We start from the raw sequence: 23,059 nt of genomic DNA, 5'->3' as shown, positions 1-23,059 counted from the left end.
TGCATGACAACACCCGACCTCCCAGCTCCTACCGAACTCATCGAATGGGCCGCGCATGCTGACCGCACCGCAGCCCTCATGACCGACACCGTGCAGATCGACGGCAACTGGTGGCGCGACGAGCTCGTCGCCGCAGGCCTCCCCGACGCCGGGATCGGGACATCCCGTTCGCGCGCCGAGCTGTTCGACCTCGGCACACTCGCGTCCACGAGCCCCGACGCGGCGCTCACCCTCCTCTGGAACTCCGTCGCGTTCTGCACCGGGCGCGCCGTCTCCGACAACCGCAAACGCATCATCGCGGTGAGCGCCAATCGCAGCCGCGTCGCCCGCGTGCTGCAGGAGGCAGCAGCTATCGCGTCAACCGATCCGGACAAGGCCTACGACATGCTGCGTCCCGGACGCACCAACCGCATCGACCGACTCGGGCCGAGCGGCTTCACCTGGTACCTCTACTTCGCCGGAGCAGGCGCCGCCGACCATCCCTGCCAGGTGATCGAGCCCGCGGTGGCACGTGCGCTGCGGTGGGCCGGTTGGGACAGCCTGAGCACCACCAACTGGTCGGCCGACGAGTACGTCGCCTATCTGGGCCTGCTACGACGCTGGCGCACCGAGATCGGGGTCGAACGACTCGACGTCGTCGTCAACGGTCTCGTCGCGCTAGCACCGCCGAGCGGGTGGGATTACGGATGGCAGTCGTGGCACCGCGACACGTGGCAGGAGGAGCCACACGACAGGTGGGTTCCGGGGCCGCTGAATGCCAACGACCTGAAGCTCGTCTACCACTGGATGGGCATGCTGTCGGAGATGAACCCCAGCTCACCTGCGGCAGAACACTTTTCCAAGATCGGAGCGAAGATCATGCGGGCGATCGGAGACGTGGGCGAGCCGGGCTACCTGCGTCACGACGAGTTCGGACGATACCGCGACGGCCGAATCGGGATGTCTTACCCGTGATGTGAGATGCGCTGCAGCAGAGCATCTCTCGCAGCGGGCCAGTCGTCGTCGGTCATGGCGTACTGCGCGGTGGTGCGCCACCCGTCGGCCCAGCGTCGATGTTTGCGGAGGAGTCCCTCGAACTCGGCGCCGAGTTTCGCGATCGCCGCCCTCGACTGCGCGTTGTTCTCGTGCGTGTGCCACACGACGCGTACGGCGCCGCAGTCGTCGAAGGCGTGATGTAGCAGAACGTATTTCGCGGTCGGATTGACCGCGGTGCCCTGCGCCTTCTCGGCGTAGAAGGTGTACCCGATCGCGACAGAGAGGTTCGCGTGGTCGATGTCGTAGTAGCTCGTCGAGCCGACCAGCTCTCCGTTGCTGTTGTCGACGACCGCGTAGGCGATGCGCGCATCGTCGGCGTGTGCGGCGGCAATGTATTCGCGCGCCGACTCCTCGTCGCGTGGCACCGATGTCCAGGCGAAGCGCTGCGGATCGTCGACGACCTGCGCGAGTGCGGGAGCGTCGTCGAAGGTCAAGGGCCGCAGGGTGACCCGCTCGCCGACGAGTGGGGCGTCGCCAAGCCATTCGTTCATGTCGACTCCTCTACGACGACGTCGCGAGCACGGGTTCGGGGTCGTCGGACGGCCGTGGCCGTGGAGCGACCATGGTGGCCAACGGTTCTCGCAGCGGGGCACGGACGAACGCGAAGATCAGGTAGAGGTGGATCGCGGCGGTCACCCAGACGCCGATGTTCACGCCCGCCATCACCCACCACTGCATCGGCGCGTGCGCCGTGTAGATGCCGAACAACCGGAAGATGGTGGTGTCCAAGAGGAAGTCGGCGATGAGGTAGGCGACGATGATCGGCCAGCGGGTCTTCAGCAGCACGAAGAACGGGAGGATCCACAGGGTGTACTGCGGTGAGTGGACCTTGTGGAACAACATGAATCCGGCGAGCATCGCACCCGAGACGCCGATCCACGGATAGGTGCCCGACTGCAGGTACACCCGCCACCCTAGATAGACCGCGAGCGCGAAGGCGCACAGGATCAGCAGGGGTGACAGCATGCCGACGAGCGAGTTGTACGTGTCGGTCTGTCCGCCGGTGAAATGTCGAAGTCCCCAGTACCAGATGGAGTTGGTGTCGACGTCGGACTTCCGCTTGCCCTGGAACGAGAGTGCGGCCTTCCAGCCCTCGAAGCCGACGATCATGAACGGCAACTGAATCGCGATCACCGTCACGGCAGCCGCCGCGGCAGTCATGATCGCGCCGGTCCAGTCGAGATCCTCGGTTCGACGACGCGCGTTGATCATGCCGCCCGCGCCGCGCGTCAGCACGTACAGCGCTAGCGGCAGCGCGAAGAAGCCCGGATAAAGCTTGAGGCAGAAGCCGATTCCCAACAGCACGGCCGCGAGCATCGCCGACGTTCGTAGCGAGAGTCGCCGGTCGCCGGTTCGCGGGTTGGTCGACGCACCCCACGCCATCACCGCGACGGCACCGACCGCCGTCGCGACGACGGGCAGCTCCCAGTTGTGGAAGGCGTAGAGCACGAGCGGCGGCGTCGCGGCCCACAGAAGAACCCACCAGCGGGTCATCAACGCCAGCATGATGGTGATCGCGAAGGCGAACGGGGCGAGCAGCAGCGCGGAATGCTGGAAGAACTCGGTGTCGGTGTTGGCGCCGATCGCGCCGAGGTACATCAGCATTCCGGACAGCACCGGGTACTCGACAACGCCGCCGAACAGGTGGCCGTTCGGGCCGATCCCGCCGTGGATGTACGGGAAGATGTGGTTGTTGATGTCGCGCCCGACCCACAGGTACATCAGGTCGGAGTAGCAGGGGACCACGGCGTCGACGTCGCCGACGGGGAAGTGATGCGACCGACCGTCGGGAAAGAACGGCTCGCCGCCGCACTTCACCTTGATGACATAAGACCAGTACAGAGCCACCGACGTGAGAAGGAGCGAGACCAGAAGGATCAACGCCGTCTCGCCTCGGCGAGACAGTGTGTACTGCCCGAAGCCCATGGTCGGAGAGAAGCGGAGCGCGGGCATGGCCTACAGGGTAAGAGATGGCGGGCCGGTGGTCTGCGTCACCTACCCGTCGGCCGGCTTCGTCTCGGCGGAGCGGGGTTGTGCGTTGCAGCGCGATTTCGCTGGTCAGGGGTGCCCCGTGTATGGTGGAGCGGTTGCCGACGCAGGCGACCCTCCTGCCACGGACAGTCCGTGGCCGATGAGCCCATAGGAGGTGATGTGGTCTTATGCGTCACTACGAATTGATGGTCATTCTCGATCCTAATCTGGACGAGCGCACCGTCGCCCCTTCACTCGATACTTTCCTCAACGTTGTCCGTAACGACGGCGGCAAGGTGGATAACGTCGACATCTGGGGCAAGCGCCGACTCGCGTACGAGATCTTGAAGCACAGCGAAGGCATTTACGCCGTCATCGATCTCAACGCCGAGCCCAAGACGGTCAGCGAGCTCGATCGTCAGCTGAAGCTCAACGAGTCGGTTCTGCGCACGAAGGTTCTGCGCAAGTAACCCACAGATCCCTGATCGACCGAACGAATCCATCGATCTCGTCGGTGTCGACACCTAGGGTTGAACTCAACTCGCGGTGCACATCGATTTCGACGAGTGCCCACACGTAGACCTAAGGGGAAACACATGGCAGGCGACACGGTCATCACGGTCATCGGCAACCTCACGGCTGATCCGGAACTCCGGTTCACTCCGTCGGGTGCGGCGGTGGCCAACTTCACGGTGGCGTCGACGCCGCGCACATTCGATCGTCAGACGAACGAGTGGAAGGACGGCGAAGCGCTGTTCCTGCGCTGCAACATCTGGCGCGAGGCCGCGGAGAACGTGACCGAGAGTCTGACCAAGGGATCCCGGGTCATCGTGCAGGGCCGTCTCAAGCAGCGGTCGTACGAAACCCGCGAGGGTGAGAAGCGCACTGTTGTTGAGCTGGAGGTCGACGAGATCGGCCCATCGCTGCGGTACGCCACCGCGAAGGTCAACAAGGCCTCGCGCGGTGGGGGCGGTGGCGGAGGCTTCGGCTCGTCCGGCGGCGGAAGCCGCAGCGGCGGGTCGGGCTCGGGCCAGCAGGTCGCCGACGACCCGTGGGGCAGTGCACCCGCGAGCAGCGGCGGAAACTTCGGCGGCGGGGACGACGAACCCCCCTTCTGAACCGCGACGACGCCCCTTATGTGAAAGAGGCGTCCTCGCAACAACTTTGGAGTAAGTACACATGGCAAAAGCTAAGAGCACCCGGAAGGTGCGCGTCGAGAAGGTCACCAAGACCAAGGCGTGCTCCTTCTGCAAGGACAAGAAGGCCGACATCGACTACAAGGACACCGCGCTGCTGCGTCGTTTCCTGTCCGATCGCGGCAAGATCCGGTCGCGTCGCGTGACCGGCAACTGCGTCCAGCATCAGCGCGACGTCGCTGTGGCCGTCAAGAACTCGCGTGAGGTGGCACTGCTGCCCTTCACGTCGACCGCCCGATAAGCCGGAAGGGGATAACGACATGAAACTCATCCTCACCGCTGCCGTGGAGAACCTCGGCGAAGCAGGCGACACCGTCGAGGTCAAGGACGGCTACGGCCGCAACTTCCTGCTGCCCCGCGGCCTGGCCATCAAGGCCACCCGTGGTGCCGAGAAGCAGGTCGAGACCATCCGACGCTCGCAGGAGGCCCGCGAGGTCCGTGGCGTCGAGCACGCCAACGAGCTCAAGCAGGCGCTCGAGAACCTGTCGGGCATCAGCCTGTCGGTCAAGACGCACGATTCGGGCAAGCTGTTCGGCTCGGTCACCGCTGGCGATGTCGCCGGCGCGATCAAGTCCGCAGGTGGCCCCGCAGTCGACAAGCGCACCGTCGAACTACCCAAGGGACACATCAAGTCGACCGGCACCTTCCCGGTCGTCGTGAACCTGCACCCCGACGTCACCGCGACCGTTCAGGTCGACGTCGTCGCTGCTTGATTTACCCGCTGCCTGATACGCAGTAGCTTTACACCGGTCGAGAGCCGGGCGGACACCGTTCCGCCCGGCTCTCGTCGTCTGTGGGGCCCTGCAGTGGCGGCTTGGCATATCTCGTGAACTGCGTACTCGTACGCCGCGACGCGCACGCGCAGCCGCGAAAGTGGGGTAGACGGCTACCCGATACCGCAAAGGCCCGCGCTCGTAGCGTCATGTGCAGCGAGTTCCCCGGGTCCAGCTCGGTAATGGTGCCCGACGTGGTGTGCCGGTGTAAGGGATTCGCGTTCACAGCTATGCAGTCCCATCTCGGAAGTCACCGCCATGCACACTCTCTTCGGTCACCAGATCCAGCACAATCCCGTCGCGACAATTCCCCTGCGCAGGTCATCCCAGAACCAGACCCAAACGTCAGTACCGCCCGTCGTCGTCGGAGTGTGCGGAACGGACGAATCATATTGGGCGGTCGAGTATTGCGCTCGTGCGGTCCGCGCCGAGGCGCCGCTCTACCTCGTCAGTGCCGTCGCACGGCAGCGGGCGAATCCCCACCGCAGTCACGAGGAACGACGCTGGCGGGATGAGCTGGGCGTCGACGCCTATCAACTCGAGGAACTCTCGGTGATCCATGAAGTTCAGCGACGCGCACGAGAAGTCGCTTGTGCCGCAGGCGCTTCCGATGTTCGAGCGCTGGTGCGCAGCGGTAGTCCACACGTCGTGTTGGCGCGTGAATCCCGCGACCTCGATGCGGCCGCTATGGTTCTCGGGTATGCGTCCGGCCCGGGTCGACTGGCTCGAAGGCTGTGCGCCACAACAGATATTCCGATCCTCATGGTCAACAAGGGCGTCGATGCGGGGTACCTACTCACCGCTACGCCACGTGGCGTGCGCAACCTGCGTGAGCGGCGTCGAGCAGGCGCCCCCGCGACTGCGGAGTGACGATAGGGGCCTATCAGCTCGGGCGGCGCCGGCACGAGCGGTAGCTGACTCGACGCCTGAAGTGACGCCGGCAGGTAGCGCGGCGCGGGATTGCCGTTGTGCGCGGTGTCTCCCGCGGGGTAGTAGAACTTGTGGAATCCGGGCGAGAAGATCAGCGCCCGGTTGCCGGTGCGGCAGGCGACCTGGGTGGCTGAGGGCACCGTGCAGGTGACACCCGCGATCGTCACCCGTGTGCCGACACTCAGGCGCGGCGGACGGAAGCCCGACGTCGAGCCGAAGCGGTATGAGGTGCCGGTCAGCAGATCGGGTTCAGGTACCCACCACGGCCCCTGGGCGTCGGCGGTGATGGCTGCGCCCTGGACGCCGGGAGGTGCGGTCGCGGGGCGGCCCTGGCAGCCCACCGAGCGGAACGTCGGACCGATCTGGCAGTTCCACCGGCCGGTGGTGAAGAACGACCGTCCGTTGTCGTCGTAGGCCAGTGAGCGGAACGGCGTCGGATCGACTGGTGCGTAGCGCGACAGGTCGAACGCGGCGGGCAGCGGTAGGGGTGCCGCGGACACCGGAGATGCGTTCAGTAGCGGCACGAGAAGTGCTGCGGCCGCCAAGACACACGACGCCAGACGGGAGCGAGACATCCGGTGGCGTCTGCGGGTCGTCGGCACGGGGCCAGTGCACCACATCGCAGCGTCGGGCGAGGGCAAAACTCAGACAGTGGCGGGTTGCGCGGCGCGGCGAAGGCGAATCGCCGCGCATCAACTGTGTTGTTGCGCAGGTCACACCCACTGTTCACTGCGTTGTTGCTCGATGGTGGTTGTCACCCGCCCACAACACGCCCGGCTGTGAGTTTCCCAAGACACGCCGAGCCGAGAAAAGTTCTTCGTTGTGGAAATCGCACACAGCATCTGACCTGCAGAGATCGAGTTACACACACATCTACTCCCCAACGTTCTCCACAGCGGCTGCACAACTGACACGCGGTTGCGCGCGAGCCGTCCACAGGCCATCCACAAGTTCGTCCACAAGCGCGTTTGAGTGCGACGAGACGAACTCCTACTGTCTTCCATCAGTGCCCGATGGTGTTGCGCGTCGCGATGTGCGGTCCGACCTGTCAGACCCCTCGGGTATGAACAAAGACGACTCAGCCAGTCAGGCTTCCGGGGGACGGCAGAGTCGTCAGCACACCGCCGTGTCGACGAGTTGACGGTTGGGGGGCCGTCCATCGTCAGGGTTCGATTTCGAAAGGTTGGCACACGTGGCAGTTGTCGATGATCGCGGCCACGGTGCGGCTCGGGATTCCGGACGACCAGACGAGCCAGAGATGCCGGTCGAGGAGTATGGCCGTCAACCGCCGCAAGACATGGCGGCCGAGCAGTCCGTTCTCGGCGGCATGATGCTCTCGAAAGACGCGATCGCCGACGTCATCGAAAAGATCCGCACCAACGACTTCTACCGCCCGGCGCACCAGGCCGTCTACGAGGCGATCCTCGAGCTGTACGGCAAGGGCGAACCCGCCGACGCCGTGACGGTCGCCGCAGAGCTCGAGCGCGCGGGCGAGCTGCGTCGCATCGGGGGCGCACCCTATCTGCACACCCTCATCTCCACCGTGCCCACCGCGGCCAACGCCGGCTACTACGCCGAGATCGTCGCCGAGAAGGCCATTCTTCGACGCCTCGTCGAGGCCGGCACGCGCATCGTGCAGTTCGGCTACTCCGGTGCCGACGGCCAGGATGTCGCCGAAGTAGTCGACCGCGCGCAGGCCGAGGTCTACGAGGTCACCGAGCGGCGTACCGCCGAAGACTACGTGCCGCTCGAAGAGTTGCTGCAGCCGACGATGGACGAGATCGACTCCATCGCCTCTCGCGGTGGTATTTCACTCGGTGTGCCAACGGGTTTCGCCGACTTGGACAAGCTCACCAACGGACTCCACCCCGGACAGATGATCATCGTGGCGGCCCGCCCGGGTGTCGGCAAAGCGCTCTCGCTCGACACTCCGCTACCGACTCCGACTGGCTGGACCACGATGGGCACGGTGAGTGTCGGCGACGAGCTCATCGATCCGCACGGTAGGCCGACGCGCGTCGTTGCCGCGACCGAGGTCATGACGGAGCGGCCGTGCTTCGAGGTGGAGTTCAGCGATGGCAGCGTGCTCGTCGCCGACGAGCAGCACCAGTGGGTCGCTGAGGTCGACGATGAGCGACGCACCCTCACCACCGCCGATCTGCGGGTGCACGTCGGGTGCGCGATGGTGCGCAACACCGAGCCACTCGAGTTGCCGCGCAAGAACTTTGCCTACGGCCCGTATACCGTTGCCGCACTTGCCGGAATGGCATTCGACGATCCCGAGATCGGCATCCGCATCGACGCCGAGGGCGACGTCGACGTCATGGCGCTGATGTCAGACCTCGGTGGGCGTATTCCGTATGAGTACCTGCGCGGGTCGATCGCCCAGCGTCGAGCACTGCTCGCCGGCCTCCTCGATGCCCGTGCGAGCGTCGACGAGGACGGGTGGATCATCGTTCCCGCCGCCACCCGACACATGACCGCCGTCATCGCCGACCTCGTCGCCGGGCTCGGCTACACATACAAGAGGTCGGCCACCGGCTGGCTCCGCGTCGACACCGGCGACGACGACGTCTTCACTGTTTACCATAAAGCGTTGCGCCACAAGGAACTTCGCATGCAGTCGGGAGTTCGACGCGTCGTCGCCGTGCGCCCGGTCCGCAGTGTCCCGGTGCGGTGCGTGCAGGTCGACAACGACGAACACATGTATCTCGCCGGTGAGGCGATGGTGCCGACGCACAATTCGACGCTCGCCATGGACTTCATCCGGTCGTGCTCGATCGGCCATCAGATGACGGCCGCGATGTTCTCTCTGGAAATGAGCAAGGTCGAGATCGTGATGCGACTCCTCTCGGCCGAAGCCAAGATCAAGCTCGGCGACATGCGTGGCGGTTCGATGTCCGACGACGACTGGACGCGCCTCGCACGCCGAATGGGTGAGATCTCCGAGGCGCCGCTCTTCATCGACGACTCGCCGAACCTCACCATGATGGAGATCCGCGCCAAAGCTCGACGCCTCAAGCAGCGCCACGACCTGAAACTCGTTGTGGTGGACTACATGCAGCTGATGACGTCGGGCAAGAAGGTCGAGTCTCGTCAGCAGGAAGTCTCGGAGTTCAGCCGCCAATTGAAGCTGCTCGCAAAGGAACTCGAGGTTCCCGTGGTCGCGATCAGCCAGCTGAACCGTGGTCCAGAACAGCGCACCGACAAGAAGCCGCAGGTGTCGGACCTTCGTGAGTCGGGATCGCTCGAGCAGGACGCCGACATGGTCATCCTGCTCCACCGCCCCGACGCGTTTGAACGCGACGACCCGCGCGCAGGCGAGGCCGACATCATCGTCGGCAAGCACCGCAATGGTCCTACTGCCACGATAACCGTTGCGCACCAACTACATTTGAGCCGCTTCGTGGATATGGCGCGGGGGTAGTTGGTGTTTGTAGATCTCATTTCAAATGGCCAAATCTCAACGGTAGTGGCAACTGATTGGCCAATCAGTTGAGATTTTTCGAAGGTGCACCCGGCGTGTCGTAGCTGGTGGAGGCTGTCGCAGGCGCAGTGTGGGCTGAGATAACCCAGCGAGCGCAGGGGCGGCCGATGGCTACCGCCGAACTTTCATCGAATGCGACAGACGACGGCCCGGCGTCGGTGGTGGATCTCGCATCGGTGATGGTGAAAGTCCGGTCGCGGCTTGATGGCTTGGAGTGGTCAGGACCGTGGAAGGATGTGACGACGCAGCGTCTGCGTGCGGCGGCGCCGTGGAGGACAGTTCGCTGGTTCAAGGGCCAGAAGCATTACTCGTGCACGTATTGGGCTGCGACCTGTGCCGGCCACGTGACTAACGAGTCTCGTCTGGAATTGGGTCGGTTGCTGCTCGCCGACTTCGAAAAGTCGGTTTCGTGGGTCGTTTCGCAACCGCTTCGTTGGAGGCGGTCTTGCCCGAGCAGTTGTTCCCGCAGTCCTTTGGGTCAGGGGTGTCGCAGTTCGCGGTAACGGGTGGGTGTCAGCTCCTCGCTGGAGGCGACTTGCAGCTGGCCTGGGCGGGTGCGGTGTTCGTAGGCGGCGATCACCAACCCGACGCCGCCGGCAGCGGGTACCAGCACACCCTGCACATGGAGGAACCAGGCGGCATGGCCCACGGCTTGGCAGGCCGACCAGTCATCGCCGTGGATATCGTCCTCGTCGAGGCCGACCGCTTCGCGGGCTTCTGTGGTTGTCAAATCCAGCACCGCCAGCTCCTCGGCCGTCACTGTGTGCAGCAGGTAGTCGGCTTCGAGCATCTTTTTTGCGGTCGTGGATGCCGCCTGTGCAGCCCGGTCAACTTCAACCATGCATGCCTGGGTGGAATCGGCCAGATAGATCGCCGAGAACAGCGAGGCGGGGTTCCACCTGCCGCCGAATCGCCGCGCCCCCTCGCCGGATAAAGGGTCGCGGTGGGCGGTGGTGTAGCGGTAGCACGTTCCTGACCACGCGACGGTGCCGCGCGAATCAATGCGCTGCACCAGGCCCTCGTCGAGCCCGTTGTTCACACGAAGACCCCTTCAGCCATCGCGTCGATGAGCGCCAAGACGCGTTGGTACTCACCGTCGCGGACCAGATCGGCCGGTTTGGCATGGGCCAGAAGCCTGTTCGGGGAGAACATCCATACGTTGGCTTGATCGCGCGGAAGTACTTCGGCCAATGCGTCGGCGACGTAGGACAGCTCTATGAGTCGCTGTTTGTTGAGACGTTGCGGGACGACCTGACCGGAGGTCCAGCGCGCCACCGAACGCGCGGAGGCATCGACGATGCCGCCGACCTCCTCGTAGGTCAATCCCAAGCGCTCGATCGCACTCGACACGGTCGAGGCGAGTGCGTTAACTCCCATATTTGTCCGCCTGTCTTCCTTTTGTCATTCACTATGTCATGTATTCTGTCACGAGACGAGGCCCGCAGGCGAGAGGACGTTCCACACCATGGGGATTCAGTTTCGGCTTGGACCCAACGACCACAAACCGGTCGAAGACTTCCTGTCCCGCGATCACACCGGCACCGCCGCGATCACCCTCGACACCAAGGCTGTGCGTCATCAAAAAGATGCTGCCGCTGCCGCCGTCGAAGCAGGGTTGTCCGTGTACTGGGAACCGGCGGCCGAGCGCCTTGCTGCACGTGGATATGACCTGGAAAAGCTGCCCCTCTGGACAGGTCGGCCCTACGACATCGACTCTCTGTCTGGCAACCTTGCAGAACGCGCCGCCCTGGTCGGGTTGACCATCGACAAGCACCCCGAACTGAGCACCCACATCACCGCGCCCCACTTCTATGTCACCGACGAGCGCACCGCGCGCCTGAATGTCGACCTCGCCGAACGCACCCGGATCGCCGTCGGCCAGGACAAGCCCACCCGGGCTGTCGTCACCCTGGCGACCACGGCCATCACCCGCCTGGGCATTGATCTGGCCGCTGAATACGCAGGCGCCGGGATCGGTGACATCGAGATCCGGTTTTCTCCGCTCGGTGGCGACGAAGAAGGCATCCGCAAGATCCGCACCGCCTTCGGAGTGCTCGATCAGTTCCGGGAACACGGCATGACCGTCACCTTGGGCCTGTCGGGGAACATCGGCCGCGCCGCGCTGGCCATGGGGCATGCCGATGCGTACTCGGTCGGCCTGGGGATGCTCGAAAAGGTCAACCACGCCCAAACGATGTCGCGCTACCGCAAGGCCCCCGACCCGGAGAAAGGCCAGGGCGGCGGTGCTGCTGCCGGAATTTACCTGCCCGCCCTCGGGGCTACCGTGTCGTCCAAAGCTGCTCGACAGTTGTTGAGCCACACCGATATACGCACCCGTGTCGGATGCCGTATCGGATCGTGCCGCAACAGTGTGACCGGGCCCCTTGATGACCGTCGCGCGCACTACCTGCACGCCCGATCGGGCGAGGTAGCCGAGACGCTTCGCCGTCCCGCGCCCTGGCGTGGCGCGATGGAGGTCGACCGCCTCACCGAAGCCATCGCTCTGCGCGATCGTGTCAACGAGCACTACCTCAGTGAGGACGTCCGCAAGCTCGGGACACGCACCCTGCGCAGTCTCATCGACGAGATTGAACACGAACAACAACAAGCCTCATGAGGCAACGGTCGATGTCGTACCGCGATAGTAGCTTGATCAGCAAGAATTATACGAGCGGATAGGTACAGCAACATGGCTGACTCCGACGTGCAATACGACAAGACCTCAAGAGATTGGAGCGCCAAACGCGCAGGCGCCGACCGCGCTGCCGGCCGTTACGAAACCCAAGCCGAAGCCCACGGTGCCGCACGCGGATTCGCACAACGCAGCGGTGGCGGTGAAGTCCGCGATCACCGCAAACACAACAACCAGATCCGCAACACCGGCACGGTGGGCAAAGCGGACCCTAACCCACCTAATGGATAAGAATCCACGGCTAGTGAAGGATCGAATGATGTGGGTGTCAGCGTCGGCGACGCTGGGTGTTGTCACGGCCGTGGCTCTGACTTTTGCTGGTATTTTCCTGACTAGTCCCAACGAAGCGCTCGAACTGCTGATCAGCGCGGTTCGCGCGCGCAATCCGGCCGATGGGCGACTCACTCAGGCTCCGCAGGTCACGCTGCGTCTAGGACCACTTACCGCTCGCGTTGCAGATCGTTGCCGCACTCCTGGCCGATGAAACCGACAGGCCGATCGCCGAGCTGGCCGAGGAGCTAGCCGGCGAGGAGGACAGGCTCAACAGCCTCGACTACGGCACAGACCTCTCCGTGCACGCCGCGTTAGCGTTGTCGGCCATCACCGGCGGCATCTGCTTGGCAGTGACCTTCGCCCCGACGTTGCGAATGAGAAGTGCACTCGGCACCGCTGCCACGCTGTGCCGGTGAACTGCTCTGCGACAGCCCGTTTGAGGCCAGCATGCGCGTCGGAGGTAAACCAGGTGCACCCCGCCCAGGCCGCGGGCCTTGAGCGAGCGGAGGAACTCGGACCAGAACTCATACGATTCGCCGTCGCCGACCGCGGTGCCGAGCACCTCGCGGGTGCCTTCCATCGACACCCCGATCGCGACCACCAGGGCCTGCGAGACGACGTGCGCCGATCCGCACCTTGCAAAAGGTGGCGTCCCAAACACGTACGGGAAGCTGATGTGCGTGTGCGTCCGCTTCCGGAACCGGGCGATCTCGCCGTCGAGCCCCTGGCAGATGCGGGAGACCTCCGATTTGGAGATGCCGGTGTCCACGCCGAGGGCTTTGACCAGTTCATCGACACTGCGGGTGGACACGCCGTGCACGTAAGCCTCCATGATCACCGCGTGCAGTCCTGGTCGATCCGCCGGGGCGTTCGATCAGGCACGGGAAGAACGAACTCGCCCGCAGCTTCGGGATCTGCACCTGCACATCCCCGGCCGGGGTCGACACCGTCTTGCCGCGGTGCCCGTTACGGTGCGTGGTCCGCTCGTCGGTGCGCTGGCGGCGCCCCGCCCTGACGGTGGCGGTCAGCTGCTTCGATCAGCTCCTGCAACCCGGCACGCAGCAGCTCGGTGAACATCGCTTGCGGATCGGCGGCCTTGAGCTCATCGAGACGGGCGCGCACGGCAGAATGATCCTGGGCCATCGTGTGGAGTGTCCTTACTGTGAGTCACGGTGGTAGGTAACTCATTGACCACTACACGATGGCCCGCCCTGGAAGCGACACGCCGGAGCCTCCGGCTACCCCGGCCGCTGCCCGAAACCACACCAGCCCAAGGGACTTACCCAGCGGCGGCGGTTCCAGACCTGCATCCGCCTGCGGGCTGAAGCCCACTCCATTCTCGTGCACCGCTGAGCCACCCGCCTGACTGCGATGAAGTCTCAGGGTGTCGATCCGAGCGAGTTCGATGCCCGTGGTTTCTCATCTGCACGGCGACCACTTCGGCAGGCTGCCGTTCTTGGTACTCGACCGTCAGTTTGCCGTCGGAGCAGACCACTGACCATGTTCGCGTGTATCGGGACGGCCGATCGGGTCACGGCCGCCATGGAGATGCTCTACCCCGGAGCAGCGTGGCCGTCGGTTCGAGGCGGATGTGGTTGAACTCGATCCCCCGAGGGTCCTGTTGGCCGTGGGCTGATGGCCGTGCAGGCATGGGGGGCCGGCCACGCTAGCGGTGCCCCCGACTCGGCCCCTTCGGATTGGGCTGGATGGGTCCAGCTCTGCCTACTCCGGAGACATCGCATGGACGCCTTCGCTAGTGCGTGCCGCGGAAGGCGCAGGCGTGTTCGCCATCAGGTCTTGACGTTGTGGGCGGGGAAGCGTACTTGGGACCGGGCCGGAGTGTCGGCGTCAGTCGAACCAGGGTGGCTCGGGCAGCAGGATGACGTCACTGCCGTTGGCCCGGATCCTCGTGATCGTGCGGCTCACGTAGGTGAGCTGGACGTCGAGCACGCGGCGCGCCCGCGGTCCGCGGAACACCATCAGGGTCGGGTCCGCGACCCGCACGTGTCGTACGAGCTCAGGCAGCAGGAGGTCCTCGTCGCCGAGGAGCAGGGCCGCTCCCTCTCCCGAGCCACAGGCCATCCGCACCGCCGCGGCCACCCGACGTCCCTCGCTGCCGGCGCCGAACTCGAGCTGGCGCAGCATCGGCTCGATGGTCGCCTCGGTGTTAGGCATGAGGGGCTCACCGGCAACGCGGACGATCAGCTCCCACTGCCGCCACGCGAAACCCTCGTGGGCATGGCGCTGCTCCAGCCAGTAGCGCATTAGCGCCTCGACGTGCAGGCTCCGCAGCGCCCGGCGGCCCAGCGACGCAAGCACCTCGGACGCGAGGTTCTCCCACCGCTGTTGCGACGAGCGCAGCACCTCCTCGTCCTCGGTGCCGCTGTCGTCCAGGAGGGCGGCGGTGGGTGCCGTGGCAGCGGACAGGAGCAGGTGCACGGCGAGGAGCGCCGGCAGCAGGTCGACCTCGTCGTCCGGCGTCAGACCGCGCCACCAGTCGGCGGCATAGGATGCCGCGACCGCCGAGACGCGACCACCGTCGACCGCGGTATACGACCGCGCGACCCGCTCCTCCACCGCGACAGACCCGAGGGTGGTGAGGTCGGTCGGCGCCGGCTCGTCGAGGAGGTCGAGCAGCCGCGCGAAGGCCGCGCGGCGCTCCCCCACGGGTGGGACGTGGGCGACCAGCCGTCGCGGCAGGACCAGCGTCAACCGGCGCTCGCCGACCGGCACGGCGACGACGGACCGACCGCCCTGCTCGATCGAGAGCACCTCTACGTTGAGCTGCTGGCCCACCTCGATAGTGTCGGGCTCGAGGCAGCGCAACTCGATCAGGGTGCCTTCTCGGGTCGCGGCGACGATCCGCCGACCACTCTCACGGTCGGTCACGCTGCGCACCGTCACCCCGAGGCCGAGCCCCCGGCGGAGCCCCGACCGCTCCGTGACCACCGCCGGCACGTCGAGGAGCGACGCGACCGGGGTCTGCGTCACGGACGGGTCGCTCGCCACCATGGCCGCGGTGAACGGGATCGCGTCCTCGGTGAGCCACAGGGCGCGTCGGTCCTCCCGATCGAGCGCCGTGAGGGCCAGCGCCGATCCCGGGACCCACGCCAGGCCGTTCGTCACCACGTCCCGGGCGACGATGCCGGTCACTCCGTCGACGTCGACGTCCGTCTCGGCGAGGAACCGGTCACCGGCCGGCGCTCCCGCCGGCGCCGGGCATGAGAGGTCCCGGCCGTCGCAGGACAGCCAGACCGGGGTGCCCGCGTCGCGGAGCGCGGTGGCCACGGCGACCACCGCGTCGATTGGCACGCCGGAGACAAGCCGGTCCGCCCGGAGCCGGACGATGGCCGAGGCCAAACGGACGAGGAGGAATCGGCTCTCGCTGCCGACGACCTGACCCACCATCGGGCGGCCGTCCGCGAGTGGCGCGAACTGGCGGCGGAAGGAGAACAGCAGTGCGGACCGCTTCTCTTTGAAGTGCTCGACCGTGACCGCCATGGCTCCGCCGGCGCCGAGCACCTCGTTCTTGAGGCGGGGTGCGATGAAGCGCCCGTCCCGGAATAGGTGCCGGTGCCACCGGTCCTCGGTCCAGATGTCCTCCCTGGTGTACGGCTGGACGCCCGGCAGCCCCGCTACCGCGAGCTTGCCGTCCTCGACGACCAGCAGCATCGAGTCACCAGTCACCGGAGGGCCAGTCACCTCGTCGATCGCGTTGTCCGCGGTGAGGCCGACAGACGCGGCGGTCGGCTGCCGCCATGTCGGGAGGTGCACGTGCACTTGGCCGGCTCCGAGCCGTAGCAACCCGGTCTCGTCGTCAAAGTGCTCGACCGGAAGCAGCAGCCGCGGGCACTCGGTGCCCGCCAGCCCGCGACCGCTCGTCACCCAACGCACGACGTGCACGCTGTCGACGGACCGGCCGGCGTCGCGGCGCACGACTACGTCGAGCTGGTCACCCACCCCGAACGAGCCCATCGAGACCTCGTCGAGCGCGGCGACCCGCCCCCCGGCGAGTCGGATGCCCAGCAGCGCACCGAGGACGAGGCAGACCACTCCCGGCGCGACCTCGAGGTAGAGCCCGTCCGGACGGCCGTCGACGGCCCGGCTGATTCCCGCCACCGCCGCCCGAACGGCTGCATCCTCGCTGCGCACGCCCTGGCTCAGGAAGGCACTCGAATAGGCCCACCGGTCGAGGTCGGTCGTGTAGCGCAGCCGCTCCCCGCGCTCGAAGAACACCGGGCCACCGTCGACGACCGAGTGCGCCTCGAGGGGCTGCCGCAGGACGGTGCCGTCCGGCTCCCAGGACCCGGTGCTGTCGTCGTGGAACCGCCACGAGATCGCTCGCGCCCGCTCCCGGAGGTCGGTGGCCGCGATGTCGGCAAAGGTGAGCACGGCCGGGTCGACCGCGACGTGCGTGCCGTCGACGACGGCGGTGACTCGACCGTCGCGGCCGAAGGAGAGCGCGCCGGCACCGGTGGTGCGACCGGCCGGTGCCGCACTGAGCCGGCCGCCCCGGAGGCCGAACAGCGCGACCTTCGGGTGCGGTGCCCCCATCAGGGCGGTGAGCTCCCGGGGCTTGCCGCCACCCCAGCCCGTCGGCTCGGCGTACGACGCGGGTGCGGCCATCTCACCGGGCAGACCACCGGCGATGAAGGCGATCCCGGCCCGTCCGTGGCCCCAGTAGCCGTCGGCGCGCGAGTCGGCGGGCGCGGTCTTCGCGAGCAGCCGGTTGGCCGGGAGCGCCACCATCGGGCGGGGGGTGGTCTCGAAGAACCGCCGGTCACTGGGGCTGCAGCGCGTTAGCGTGAACAGCCCCGACTCCCGCGACACGGTCAGCCGGACGACGTCCTGCCGGACCAGGTTGCCGGGCTCGGACTCGATCTCGCCGAACCGTACGCTGAAGTAGATGCCGTGGCGGTACTCCAGCCGAATCGTCCTCTCGTCTCGGTCGCGGCCCAGCTCGTCGACGAGGAGGAATGCGCCGTCCTGCGCGAGCGCTAGGTCGCGCAGCGACCGGGTCGACCGAGACGGGATGGTCGGGCCACAGAGCCGCACCTCGACGCCGGCCCGCTGCGCCGCCTCCTCGCGCACCCACCCGACGAGGAGGGAGCCCGCCAAGGCCCGCTCCCCCTCAAAGTCCTGGAGCCGAGGCAGCTGGTTGACGTCGACCGAGAAGTTGCGGCGAATGACCCGTGCCGAGCCGTCGAGGTCGCTCGCCCGGTCGCTGGCCGAGCGGACCGCGAGCAGCACCTCGTTGCCGAACCGCTTGATCCGGCCGCCCTTGACGAAAGTGACGACACCGTGGCCGATCGCCGCGAGCCCCTCCGCCGTGAGCGTGCGGTGGTGGAAGACCACCTGCAGCCCGGCCGAGTCGAGAAACCGCTTGGTGTCGAGCTCGCCATAGATCAGCCGGCTTGCGCCGTCGGTGACATCGAGGTCCTCCGCGCCCGTGTCCAGGACGGCGAGCGCGACCTGCGGGCCGAGGAACGATCTGCTCTCGTCAGTCCTCGCGCGGCTGAACCCCTCGATCTGCCGGACCCGCAGGGCGCCGCCCTCGCGTTCCACGCGGAGCAGGTGCAGGAACTTGAGCTCGGCGGCCTGGCGGTAGAGCGTCGTACCAGCGGACGCGGTGATCCAGGCCTCGCGGATCACCATCACCGTCTCCCCCTCGACGCGGGTGAACACGACGCCGCCGACCTGGTCGCCGTGGAAGAGCACCCGCTTGACCTCGTCGAAGGGCTGGTCGTCGAAGCGTAGCTGTGCGCCCTCCGCGCTGGCCCGAAGGCCGAAGCCGAACTCGAACACGTGCCGGCCGTTGTGCTCCATCGCGTACAGCAGCCGACGCGGGCGCACCTCCTCTCCGTACGGCGCGCCGAGGTGGGCCGCCAGCGCCTCGAGGTCGAGGTCGGGAACCTCCCGGAATGAGATCCCGTAGCTGTCGGCGCCGGTCGCGACGAGCCGCCCCAGCCCCGCCGTCTCGTAGTCCACAGCCGAGATCAGCACGGGCTCGGCGTCGACGACCGCCAGCGCCGCCTCGCTGCGCCGGCAACCCAGTTGGACGAGCTCGGTGACGTGCGCGCGATCGAGGTCCTGGGGCTCGACCTCGACCTCGACGGGCTCGCCGCGGGAGGCGAGCCGGTCGAGCTCGGCGGCGATGTCCGGGACCGACGCGACATCGACCGGCGTCCTGGGCCGGCGCAACGGCGAGCTCGTGGTCCGCTGCATGCGCACGTTGACCACGTCGAGCTCCCGCCCGAGGACCACCTGACCCAGCCGGCGGCGCACGACGATCCGGGCCCGGCGCACGGCGGCGGGTCCCACGGCCAGCTCGCGGGTGACGACTCCGCCGATGGCGCCTGCGTCGCCGGAGATCAGCACCCACTGCGTGCGCCCGCCGTCCGCTCCCCGCTCCACTCGGCACGAAGACTCCCACTGCCGGCGCGGCGGGCGCCACTGCCCCCCTTGGCGGACCGAGAACAGCGGAACGTCGCTCGGTACGTCCGCGGTCAGGACGGCGCCGCCGGAAGTCTGGACCACGCCTGTGGTCGTGCCGGCGGCGGCCGTGTGGCCGACGTACACGCAGCCGTCGACGGGCTCGCCGGGGGCTAGGTCGGGGAAGAGCAGGTCACCGATCCGGAATGTGCTGGCCACCGACACCTCGACGCCCCCGAACTCCGACGCGGCCCGAACCGCGACGATGGAGCCGGCGCGCACGCTCCGGACGCCGAGGTCGATGGCGACGTTGGGGTACCCAGGCACGTCGAACTTGACCGCGACCGGCCCGGCCGTTCGAGCTCCTCGGCGAACCGACCACACCAGGCCGACGAGCGGACCCGTCGCCCGCTCGAGAACGTCACGCAGCAGTCCGGCCGCGGCGCCGGTGACGGCTGTCCACGTCTCGTGCCGGGCGGGACGCAGACCGCCCAGCCGGGCTTGGCGGCCGCGCACGTCGAGGGTCCTGATGACGTCTGGGTCCAGCGGGACCAGGGACATCGACTCCGGCCTCAGCATCACCACGATCCCGTTGGTGGTCGCGCACATCACCCAGCCGTCGGGGGTGTACCTGATGACATTGCGGAGCTCGACCGTGACGTCCTCGTGGGCGAAGAACTCGGCGAACACGGCCGCGGGGTCCTCTCCCAGGCTGTTCGCGGGCTCGACCCGTGCGCGCAGATGCCCGGTCCGCTGCGCGTGTGGGTCGAACTCGTTCGGCGCGATGAACTGGGCCTCGTCGCGGGCCGCGCGCCGCCCGGTCGCCGGCCGCTCGACGGTCAACGAGATCGCGCTCGGGAACGGCGCGGCCGGGGCCGTCACGCGCAGCTGCCACACGCCCTCCTCCGGAGCGAGCAGCACTCCGTCCAGGTGCTCGTCGACCGCTCTTCGCCACCGCAGGTTGCGGTCGTCCACAGGACAGGTGAGGGCGCCGTGCACGTCCGTGCTGTGGTCGCCGTCCCAGAGCTCGAGCGTCAGGCCGGCCCCGAGAACGAAGGTGACCAGCAGGCCGTTCGGGTCGTCGTGTGCGCCGAGCAGCCGCTCGAACGCGGCCACGGTCTCGAGACCGATGTCGGAGCGGCGCAACCCGTAGACCTCGCCCGGCGCGGTCGAGAAGACCCAGCCGTCGGCCGACTCGGAGTTGAGGACCAACGTCGTCGGCGCCCCGGTGGTGACCATCTGGACGACTAGCGCCAGCCCGTCCCGCACGAACGGGAGCCAGTCGAGCTCGGCGTCGTACACCGCCACGACATCCGCGGTCTCGTCGTCGCGGCCCGAGAATGCCCGTGCGGTGTCGGCGTCCCAGAGGCGGTGGTCGACGGCCTGCGCACCCTGACCTCTGACCCGGAGCTGGAGGATTCGACCGGACAGCTCCGCACTCTCCCGGTAGGCCTCGAGGCGCACGGCGGTAGGCCGTCCCGTTCCCGGCTGGTCGAGGAGCATCCGGAACGAGCGCCTGTCGTTTTTGAGCACCGCTGCTACCGGGTCGCCGATACTCAGGGTCTCGGAGGCGGGGACCCGCCCGCGCAGCAGCACCGACCACAGGTCGGACTCGCCCACGTTGAGGATCGCGGTGGACACGCCGTCCTGCTCGGTGAGCGAGACCACGGTGCCCAGCGAGTTGCGCGGGCGCCGGCGCGGCGGGAACTGGGAGCTCACCCCCCGGGTGTCGCGACCGTCAACGAACGCCACGTGCGCGTCGTCCACCGGGTCGAGGACCAGCCCCCGGGTCAGCCACGCCGCACCCGCGACGCCGGTCTCGACGGCGCGCAGCCGGCGGCGGTCGAGTCCGGTCTGCGCCACCGGCTGGGCGACGGCCCGGAACCCGGCGGCCCCGGCGCCGTGGAGATCGGCGGCCTCGATGAGGAGGTCGCGCAGCTCGGTGCGCTCCGCCTCGGGCGTGCGCTGGACCGCCCGGTCGAGGGCATCGCGCCAAATCGTGCGCAGCCGCTCGGTGGTCGCGTCGCTCGGCTTCATCGACAGGAGGCGCCGCAGCGCCCCGGCCAGGAGCCGTCGGATCGTGCCCTCCTCGTCACCGAGCGGGGCCTCCTGCTCGAGCGCCCGGTCGAACACGTAGCGCCAGATCGTCGGCTCGTCGGACACGATTCCGACCCCGGCGACCTGCTCGACCCGCGCCGTCGACTCTCGGACCGCAGGATGGTCCAGCAGAGCGACGGCACGCACCAGCACGTGGAAGTGGTCGCGGGCGCGGTCGCGCTGGCGCAGCACCACGGCCATCTCGTCGGTCAGCTCGGCGAAAGTGGCCGCGATCCGGGGCTGGTCATCGGTGCCGAGAGCCTCGAGCCGGCGGATCGCGAGCGCGGCGGCGGCCGCGGCCGTCGGCTTCTTGCGCCGCTCCAGCAGCCACTCTTCGAGCGACGTCGTGGGTGAGAGGAGGACTTTGTGGTGGTCGAGTGTCGGCTGGCGGTACATCTTCTGCCAGACGGGCTGGACCGGCATCGGCCGGTGGCTGTACGGCCGACCGAACCTCCGTAGGACGTCGTTGAGGACCAGGGCCCGGACGTCGACAGGGCCCGGGCCCTTGTCGTCGAGCTCGAACTCCACCAGATCGACCATTTCGGGAGCCCACCGGCTCGGCCCCGCCTCGTCGAGGTGCGGCAGGATCGCGTGCGCCCAGGCCAGCGGCCGCGCCACGACCTGCGCGCCCATCAGCTCACCGATCTGGCCCGGCCGACCAGCTTGGAGCTTGTCGTTGACGGCGTCGATCCAGTCGTAGAGCCGCTCCGGCGACACCGAACCCACGTGACCGGTCGTCAGCTCCTCCAGCGTGAGCCGAGCCGCGACGACCAGCGGCGCCCACACGCGGTACAGCTCGGGCTCGAGCATCGCGTCGGCGACGAGGACGAGGCCGGCGAGGGCCGTCCGGGTGACGTCGGCCTGCTCGTCGTCCGCGACCTCGGGCGAGCTCAGCTCGCGGGCGGCAGCCAGGGACGGGAGGGCGAGCCGCAGCACCCCGCTCAGCCGACGGATCGCCGTGTAGTGCAATGACCCCTTCTCCTTGTGGGCCCTGAGCCACGGCGAGGCGACCACGGTGGCCGCCGCTCTCGTCGACACCTTCTTGTCCCTCGGCCCGGCCGTGGTCAACAGCCATCGGCCACCGCTCACCTCGGCCAGCGCGCTCGCGAGCGGGGCCCAGTCCCGGTCGCCCTGCCCCGGCGGGGCGACCACCATGTGGTCGGGGCTGCGCCGAATCTCGAGGAGCGCCGCGAGGTCGCCGGCGTACCGCTCCGGCTGGGCGATCGCCCGACCGAGAGTCGCCGTCTGCCAGATCTGGGCGCGCAGCACGATCGTGTCGTTCACGTGGATGCCGAGCCGGCGCACGACGGCCGCCGTGGGGCGGGTCCCGGCGGGCTCGCCGCGCAGGAAGGTCGTTAGGCCGCGCAAGTAAAGCACCTCGTCGAGGAGCGAGTCCGGGTCCGGCTGGAGCACGGCCGCGGTCTGGAGGAGGTCGGGCTCGAAGCTGTTCACCCCGTCGTCGGCGTTGTGGGCCGACGCGAGGAGCCGACGTCCGGCCTCGGGGTCGACGGCAAGTACCACGAGCTCGACCCCCAGCCGCAGGGGCAGCCGGCCCGCCGCACCGGTCGCGGCGGCGAGGACCACCTCGGCGAGTACTCCCTCCGGCTGCTCGTCGACGACCGAGGCCAGCCGCGGGGCGAGTGCTGCGGCGACCCCTGGGTCGCCCGCGAGGCAGGAGGCGAGCGCGAGCAGCGCGACGTGCAGCTGCTGGCTGGTCAAGCCGAAGTACGGCGTGTGCTCCTCGACGAGGACCTGATGTGCCGCCGCCGCGGCGAGGACGTCGAGGCCGGCAACGGCGTCCTGCACCTCGCGGCCGCCCATGGCGAGGCCGGACCCGATCGAGCGGACCAGGTCGACGAGGTCGGCGACCGCCGCACCCACGGCCCGCTCGGTGCCGTCCGAGGCGATGGTCGCCACCGCCTGCGCCGCGGCACCGGCGGCCTCGATCGAGACGTCGCGCACCATCACATCGAGCAGGGCCGGGAGCGCATACACGCCGACCTGGTGGTCGGCCGCGAGGATGCGCTGCACCGCGGAGACGTGCCGTGCCGGCTGGAGGGTGTCGAGCCGCAGCCGCTGCAGATCTATGAGCAGGTCCGAGGCCTGCTCCTTCAGCAGGTTGACGCACCGGGTGAAGTACCAGTCGGTCAGCAGATCGTTCATCGTGTCCCCT

17 protein-coding genes and 2 pseudogenes are annotated in these 23,059 nt (G+C 67.7%); 9 read left to right on the top strand and 10 right to left on the bottom strand.

Features of this window, described 5'->3' with window-relative positions:
• Positions 1 to 3: 3 nt before the first annotated feature.
• A complete protein-coding gene (locus A5785_RS20210) occupies positions 4 to 954 on the top strand; it encodes an 8-oxoguanine DNA glycosylase OGG fold protein (protein ID WP_064868771.1) in 951 nt (316 codons plus the stop codon).
• On the opposite strand, the gene A5785_RS20205 is transcribed toward A5785_RS20210, so the two are convergent.
• Both A5785_RS20205 and A5785_RS20200 read right to left on the bottom strand, forming a co-directional pair.
• A complete protein-coding gene (locus A5785_RS20205; RefSeq protein WP_064868768.1) occupies positions 945 to 1,526 on the bottom strand; it encodes a GNAT family N-acetyltransferase in 582 nt (193 codons plus the stop codon). The genes A5785_RS20210 and A5785_RS20205 overlap by 10 nt on opposite strands.
• 10 nt (positions 1,527 to 1,536) lie before the next feature.
• Positions 1,537 to 2,988: a hypothetical protein gene (locus A5785_RS20200; RefSeq protein ID WP_064868765.1), complete on the bottom strand. Its 1,452-nt coding sequence runs from the start codon at positions 2,986 to 2,988 to the stop codon at positions 1,537 to 1,539.
• Positions 2,989 to 3,194: 206 nt separating this feature from the next.
• Here A5785_RS20200 and rpsF point away from each other — a divergent pair, with 206 nt between their 5' ends.
• The 5 genes from rpsF (at position 3,195) to A5785_RS23980 (ending at position 5,845) form a co-directional block, all read left to right on the top strand.
• Complete coding sequence (gene rpsF, locus A5785_RS20195) at positions 3,195 to 3,476, top strand: 30S ribosomal protein S6 (protein ID WP_005202393.1); 282 nt, start codon at positions 3,195 to 3,197, stop codon at positions 3,474 to 3,476.
• 126 nt (positions 3,477 to 3,602) lie between these two features.
• Positions 3,603 to 4,124 (top strand): single-stranded DNA-binding protein, encoded by a 522-nt coding sequence (locus tag A5785_RS20190; RefSeq protein ID WP_049699269.1) that lies wholly within the window; start codon positions 3,603 to 3,605, stop codon positions 4,122 to 4,124.
• 61 nt (positions 4,125 to 4,185) lie between these two features.
• A complete protein-coding gene (gene rpsR / locus A5785_RS20185; RefSeq protein ID WP_005177187.1) occupies positions 4,186 to 4,443 on the top strand; it encodes a 30S ribosomal protein S18 in 258 nt (85 codons plus the stop codon).
• A gap of 19 nt (positions 4,444 to 4,462) precedes the next feature.
• A complete protein-coding gene (gene rplI / locus A5785_RS20180; RefSeq protein WP_049699270.1) occupies positions 4,463 to 4,915 on the top strand; it encodes a 50S ribosomal protein L9 in 453 nt (150 codons plus the stop codon).
• 318 nt (positions 4,916 to 5,233) lie between these two features.
• Entirely contained in the window at positions 5,234 to 5,845 is a 612-nt protein-coding gene (locus A5785_RS23980; RefSeq protein ID WP_082938133.1) for a universal stress protein, read from the top strand.
• Positions 5,846 to 5,865: 20 nt separating this feature from the next.
• On the opposite strand, the pseudogene A5785_RS20175 reads toward A5785_RS23980, so the two are convergent.
• A pseudogene (locus tag A5785_RS20175) lies at positions 5,866 to 6,480 on the bottom strand (hypothetical protein); the annotation flags it as partial.
• A 617-nt stretch (positions 6,481 to 7,097) separates the two neighbouring features.
• Here A5785_RS20175 and dnaB point away from each other — a divergent pair.
• Positions 7,098 to 9,332: a replicative DNA helicase gene (dnaB, locus tag A5785_RS20170; protein WP_064868762.1), complete on the top strand. Its 2,235-nt coding sequence runs from the start codon at positions 7,098 to 7,100 to the stop codon at positions 9,330 to 9,332.
• 538 nt (positions 9,333 to 9,870) lie between these two features.
• On the opposite strand, the gene A5785_RS20165 is transcribed toward dnaB, so the two are convergent.
• Together A5785_RS20165 and A5785_RS20160 are read right to left on the bottom strand one after the other, a co-directional pair.
• Positions 9,871 to 10,431 (bottom strand): RES family NAD+ phosphorylase, encoded by a 561-nt coding sequence (locus A5785_RS20165; RefSeq protein ID WP_064868759.1) that lies wholly within the window; start codon positions 10,429 to 10,431, stop codon positions 9,871 to 9,873.
• Entirely contained in the window at positions 10,428 to 10,769 is a 342-nt protein-coding gene (locus A5785_RS20160; RefSeq protein WP_064868756.1) for an antitoxin Xre/MbcA/ParS toxin-binding domain-containing protein, read from the bottom strand. Before A5785_RS20160 ends, A5785_RS20165 begins: the two co-directional genes overlap by 4 nt.
• 88 nt (positions 10,770 to 10,857) lie before the next feature.
• Between A5785_RS20160 and A5785_RS20155 the strand changes: the two genes are divergently transcribed.
• Both A5785_RS20155 and A5785_RS23145 read left to right on the top strand, forming a co-directional pair.
• Positions 10,858 to 12,009: a hypothetical protein gene (locus A5785_RS20155; RefSeq protein ID WP_064868753.1), complete on the top strand. Its 1,152-nt coding sequence runs from the start codon at positions 10,858 to 10,860 to the stop codon at positions 12,007 to 12,009.
• Positions 12,010 to 12,081: 72 nt separating this feature from the next.
• The gene (locus A5785_RS23145; protein WP_064870675.1) at positions 12,082 to 12,315 is read left to right on the top strand and encodes a DUF2188 domain-containing protein; all 234 of its coding nucleotides are present in this window, start codon (positions 12,082 to 12,084) and stop codon (positions 12,313 to 12,315) included.
• A 369-nt stretch (positions 12,316 to 12,684) separates the two neighbouring features.
• Here A5785_RS23145 and A5785_RS23945 read toward each other — a convergent pair whose 3' ends face one another.
• The 5 genes and pseudogenes from A5785_RS23945 to A5785_RS20145 all read right to left on the bottom strand — a co-directional run bounded on the left by A5785_RS23945 (position 12,685) and on the right by A5785_RS20145 (position 23,049).
• Complete coding sequence (locus tag A5785_RS23945) at positions 12,685 to 12,885, bottom strand: transposase (RefSeq protein WP_269449584.1); 201 nt, start codon at positions 12,883 to 12,885, stop codon at positions 12,685 to 12,687.
• Positions 12,884 to 13,189, bottom strand: a pseudogene (locus tag A5785_RS23940) (transposase); the annotation flags it as partial. The pseudogene A5785_RS23940 and the gene A5785_RS23945, both read right to left, overlap by 2 nt.
• Complete coding sequence (locus A5785_RS23935) at positions 13,146 to 13,385, bottom strand: transposase (protein WP_269449583.1); 240 nt, start codon at positions 13,383 to 13,385, stop codon at positions 13,146 to 13,148. The pseudogene A5785_RS23940 and the gene A5785_RS23935, both read right to left, overlap by 44 nt.
• Positions 13,324 to 13,500 carry a hypothetical protein gene (locus A5785_RS23845; protein ID WP_231894351.1) on the bottom strand — a complete coding sequence of 59 codons (177 nt, stop codon included), beginning with the start codon at positions 13,498 to 13,500 and terminating at the stop codon, positions 13,324 to 13,326. Before A5785_RS23845 ends, A5785_RS23935 begins: the two co-directional genes overlap by 62 nt.
• Positions 13,501 to 14,205: 705 nt before the next feature.
• Positions 14,206 to 23,049, bottom strand: a complete 8,844-nt coding sequence (locus A5785_RS20145; protein ID WP_064868750.1) for a hypothetical protein — start codon at positions 23,047 to 23,049, stop codon at positions 14,206 to 14,208.
• Positions 23,050 to 23,059 lie beyond the last annotated feature (10 nt).

The sequence above is a fragment of the Gordonia sp. 852002-50395_SCH5434458 genome (genome assembly GCF_001665905.1).
GTDB classification, from domain to species: Bacteria; Actinomycetota; Actinomycetes; order Mycobacteriales; family Mycobacteriaceae; genus Gordonia; species Gordonia jacobaea.
The sequence above is the reverse complement of the archived record's forward strand: the minus strand, read 5'-3'. Positions and strand labels throughout refer to the sequence as shown.

Excerpts from the sequence above, each read along its gene's own strand:
- A5785_RS20210 (WP_064868771.1), top strand. The coding sequence starts at position 4 with ATGACAACACCCGACCTCCCAGCTCCTACCGAACTCATCGAATGGGCC.
- A5785_RS20205 (WP_064868768.1), bottom strand. The coding sequence starts at position 1,526 with ATGAACGAATGGCTTGGCGACGCCCCACTCGTCGGCGAGCGGGTCACC.
- A5785_RS20200 (WP_064868765.1), bottom strand. The coding sequence starts at position 2,988 with ATGCCCGCGCTCCGCTTCTCTCCGACCATGGGCTTCGGGCAGTACACA.
- rpsF (WP_005202393.1), top strand. The coding sequence starts at position 3,195 with ATGCGTCACTACGAATTGATGGTCATTCTCGATCCTAATCTGGACGAG.
- A5785_RS20190 (WP_049699269.1), top strand. The coding sequence starts at position 3,603 with ATGGCAGGCGACACGGTCATCACGGTCATCGGCAACCTCACGGCTGAT.
- rpsR (WP_005177187.1), top strand. The coding sequence starts at position 4,186 with ATGGCAAAAGCTAAGAGCACCCGGAAGGTGCGCGTCGAGAAGGTCACC.
- rplI (WP_049699270.1), top strand. The coding sequence starts at position 4,463 with ATGAAACTCATCCTCACCGCTGCCGTGGAGAACCTCGGCGAAGCAGGC.
- A5785_RS23980 (WP_082938133.1), top strand. The coding sequence starts at position 5,234 with ATGCACACTCTCTTCGGTCACCAGATCCAGCACAATCCCGTCGCGACA.
- A5785_RS20160 (WP_064868756.1), bottom strand. The coding sequence starts at position 10,769 with ATGGGAGTTAACGCACTCGCCTCGACCGTGTCGAGTGCGATCGAGCGC.
- A5785_RS20155 (WP_064868753.1), top strand. The coding sequence starts at position 10,858 with ATGGGGATTCAGTTTCGGCTTGGACCCAACGACCACAAACCGGTCGAA.
- A5785_RS23145 (WP_064870675.1), top strand. The coding sequence starts at position 12,082 with ATGGCTGACTCCGACGTGCAATACGACAAGACCTCAAGAGATTGGAGC.
- A5785_RS23945 (WP_269449584.1), bottom strand. The coding sequence starts at position 12,885 with ATGAGTTCTGGTCCGAGTTCCTCCGCTCGCTCAAGGCCCGCGGCCTGG.
- A5785_RS23845 (WP_231894351.1), bottom strand. The coding sequence starts at position 13,500 with ATGGCCCAGGATCATTCTGCCGTGCGCGCCCGTCTCGATGAGCTCAAG.
- A5785_RS20145 (WP_064868750.1), bottom strand. The coding sequence starts at position 23,049 with ATGAACGATCTGCTGACCGACTGGTACTTCACCCGGTGCGTCAACCTG.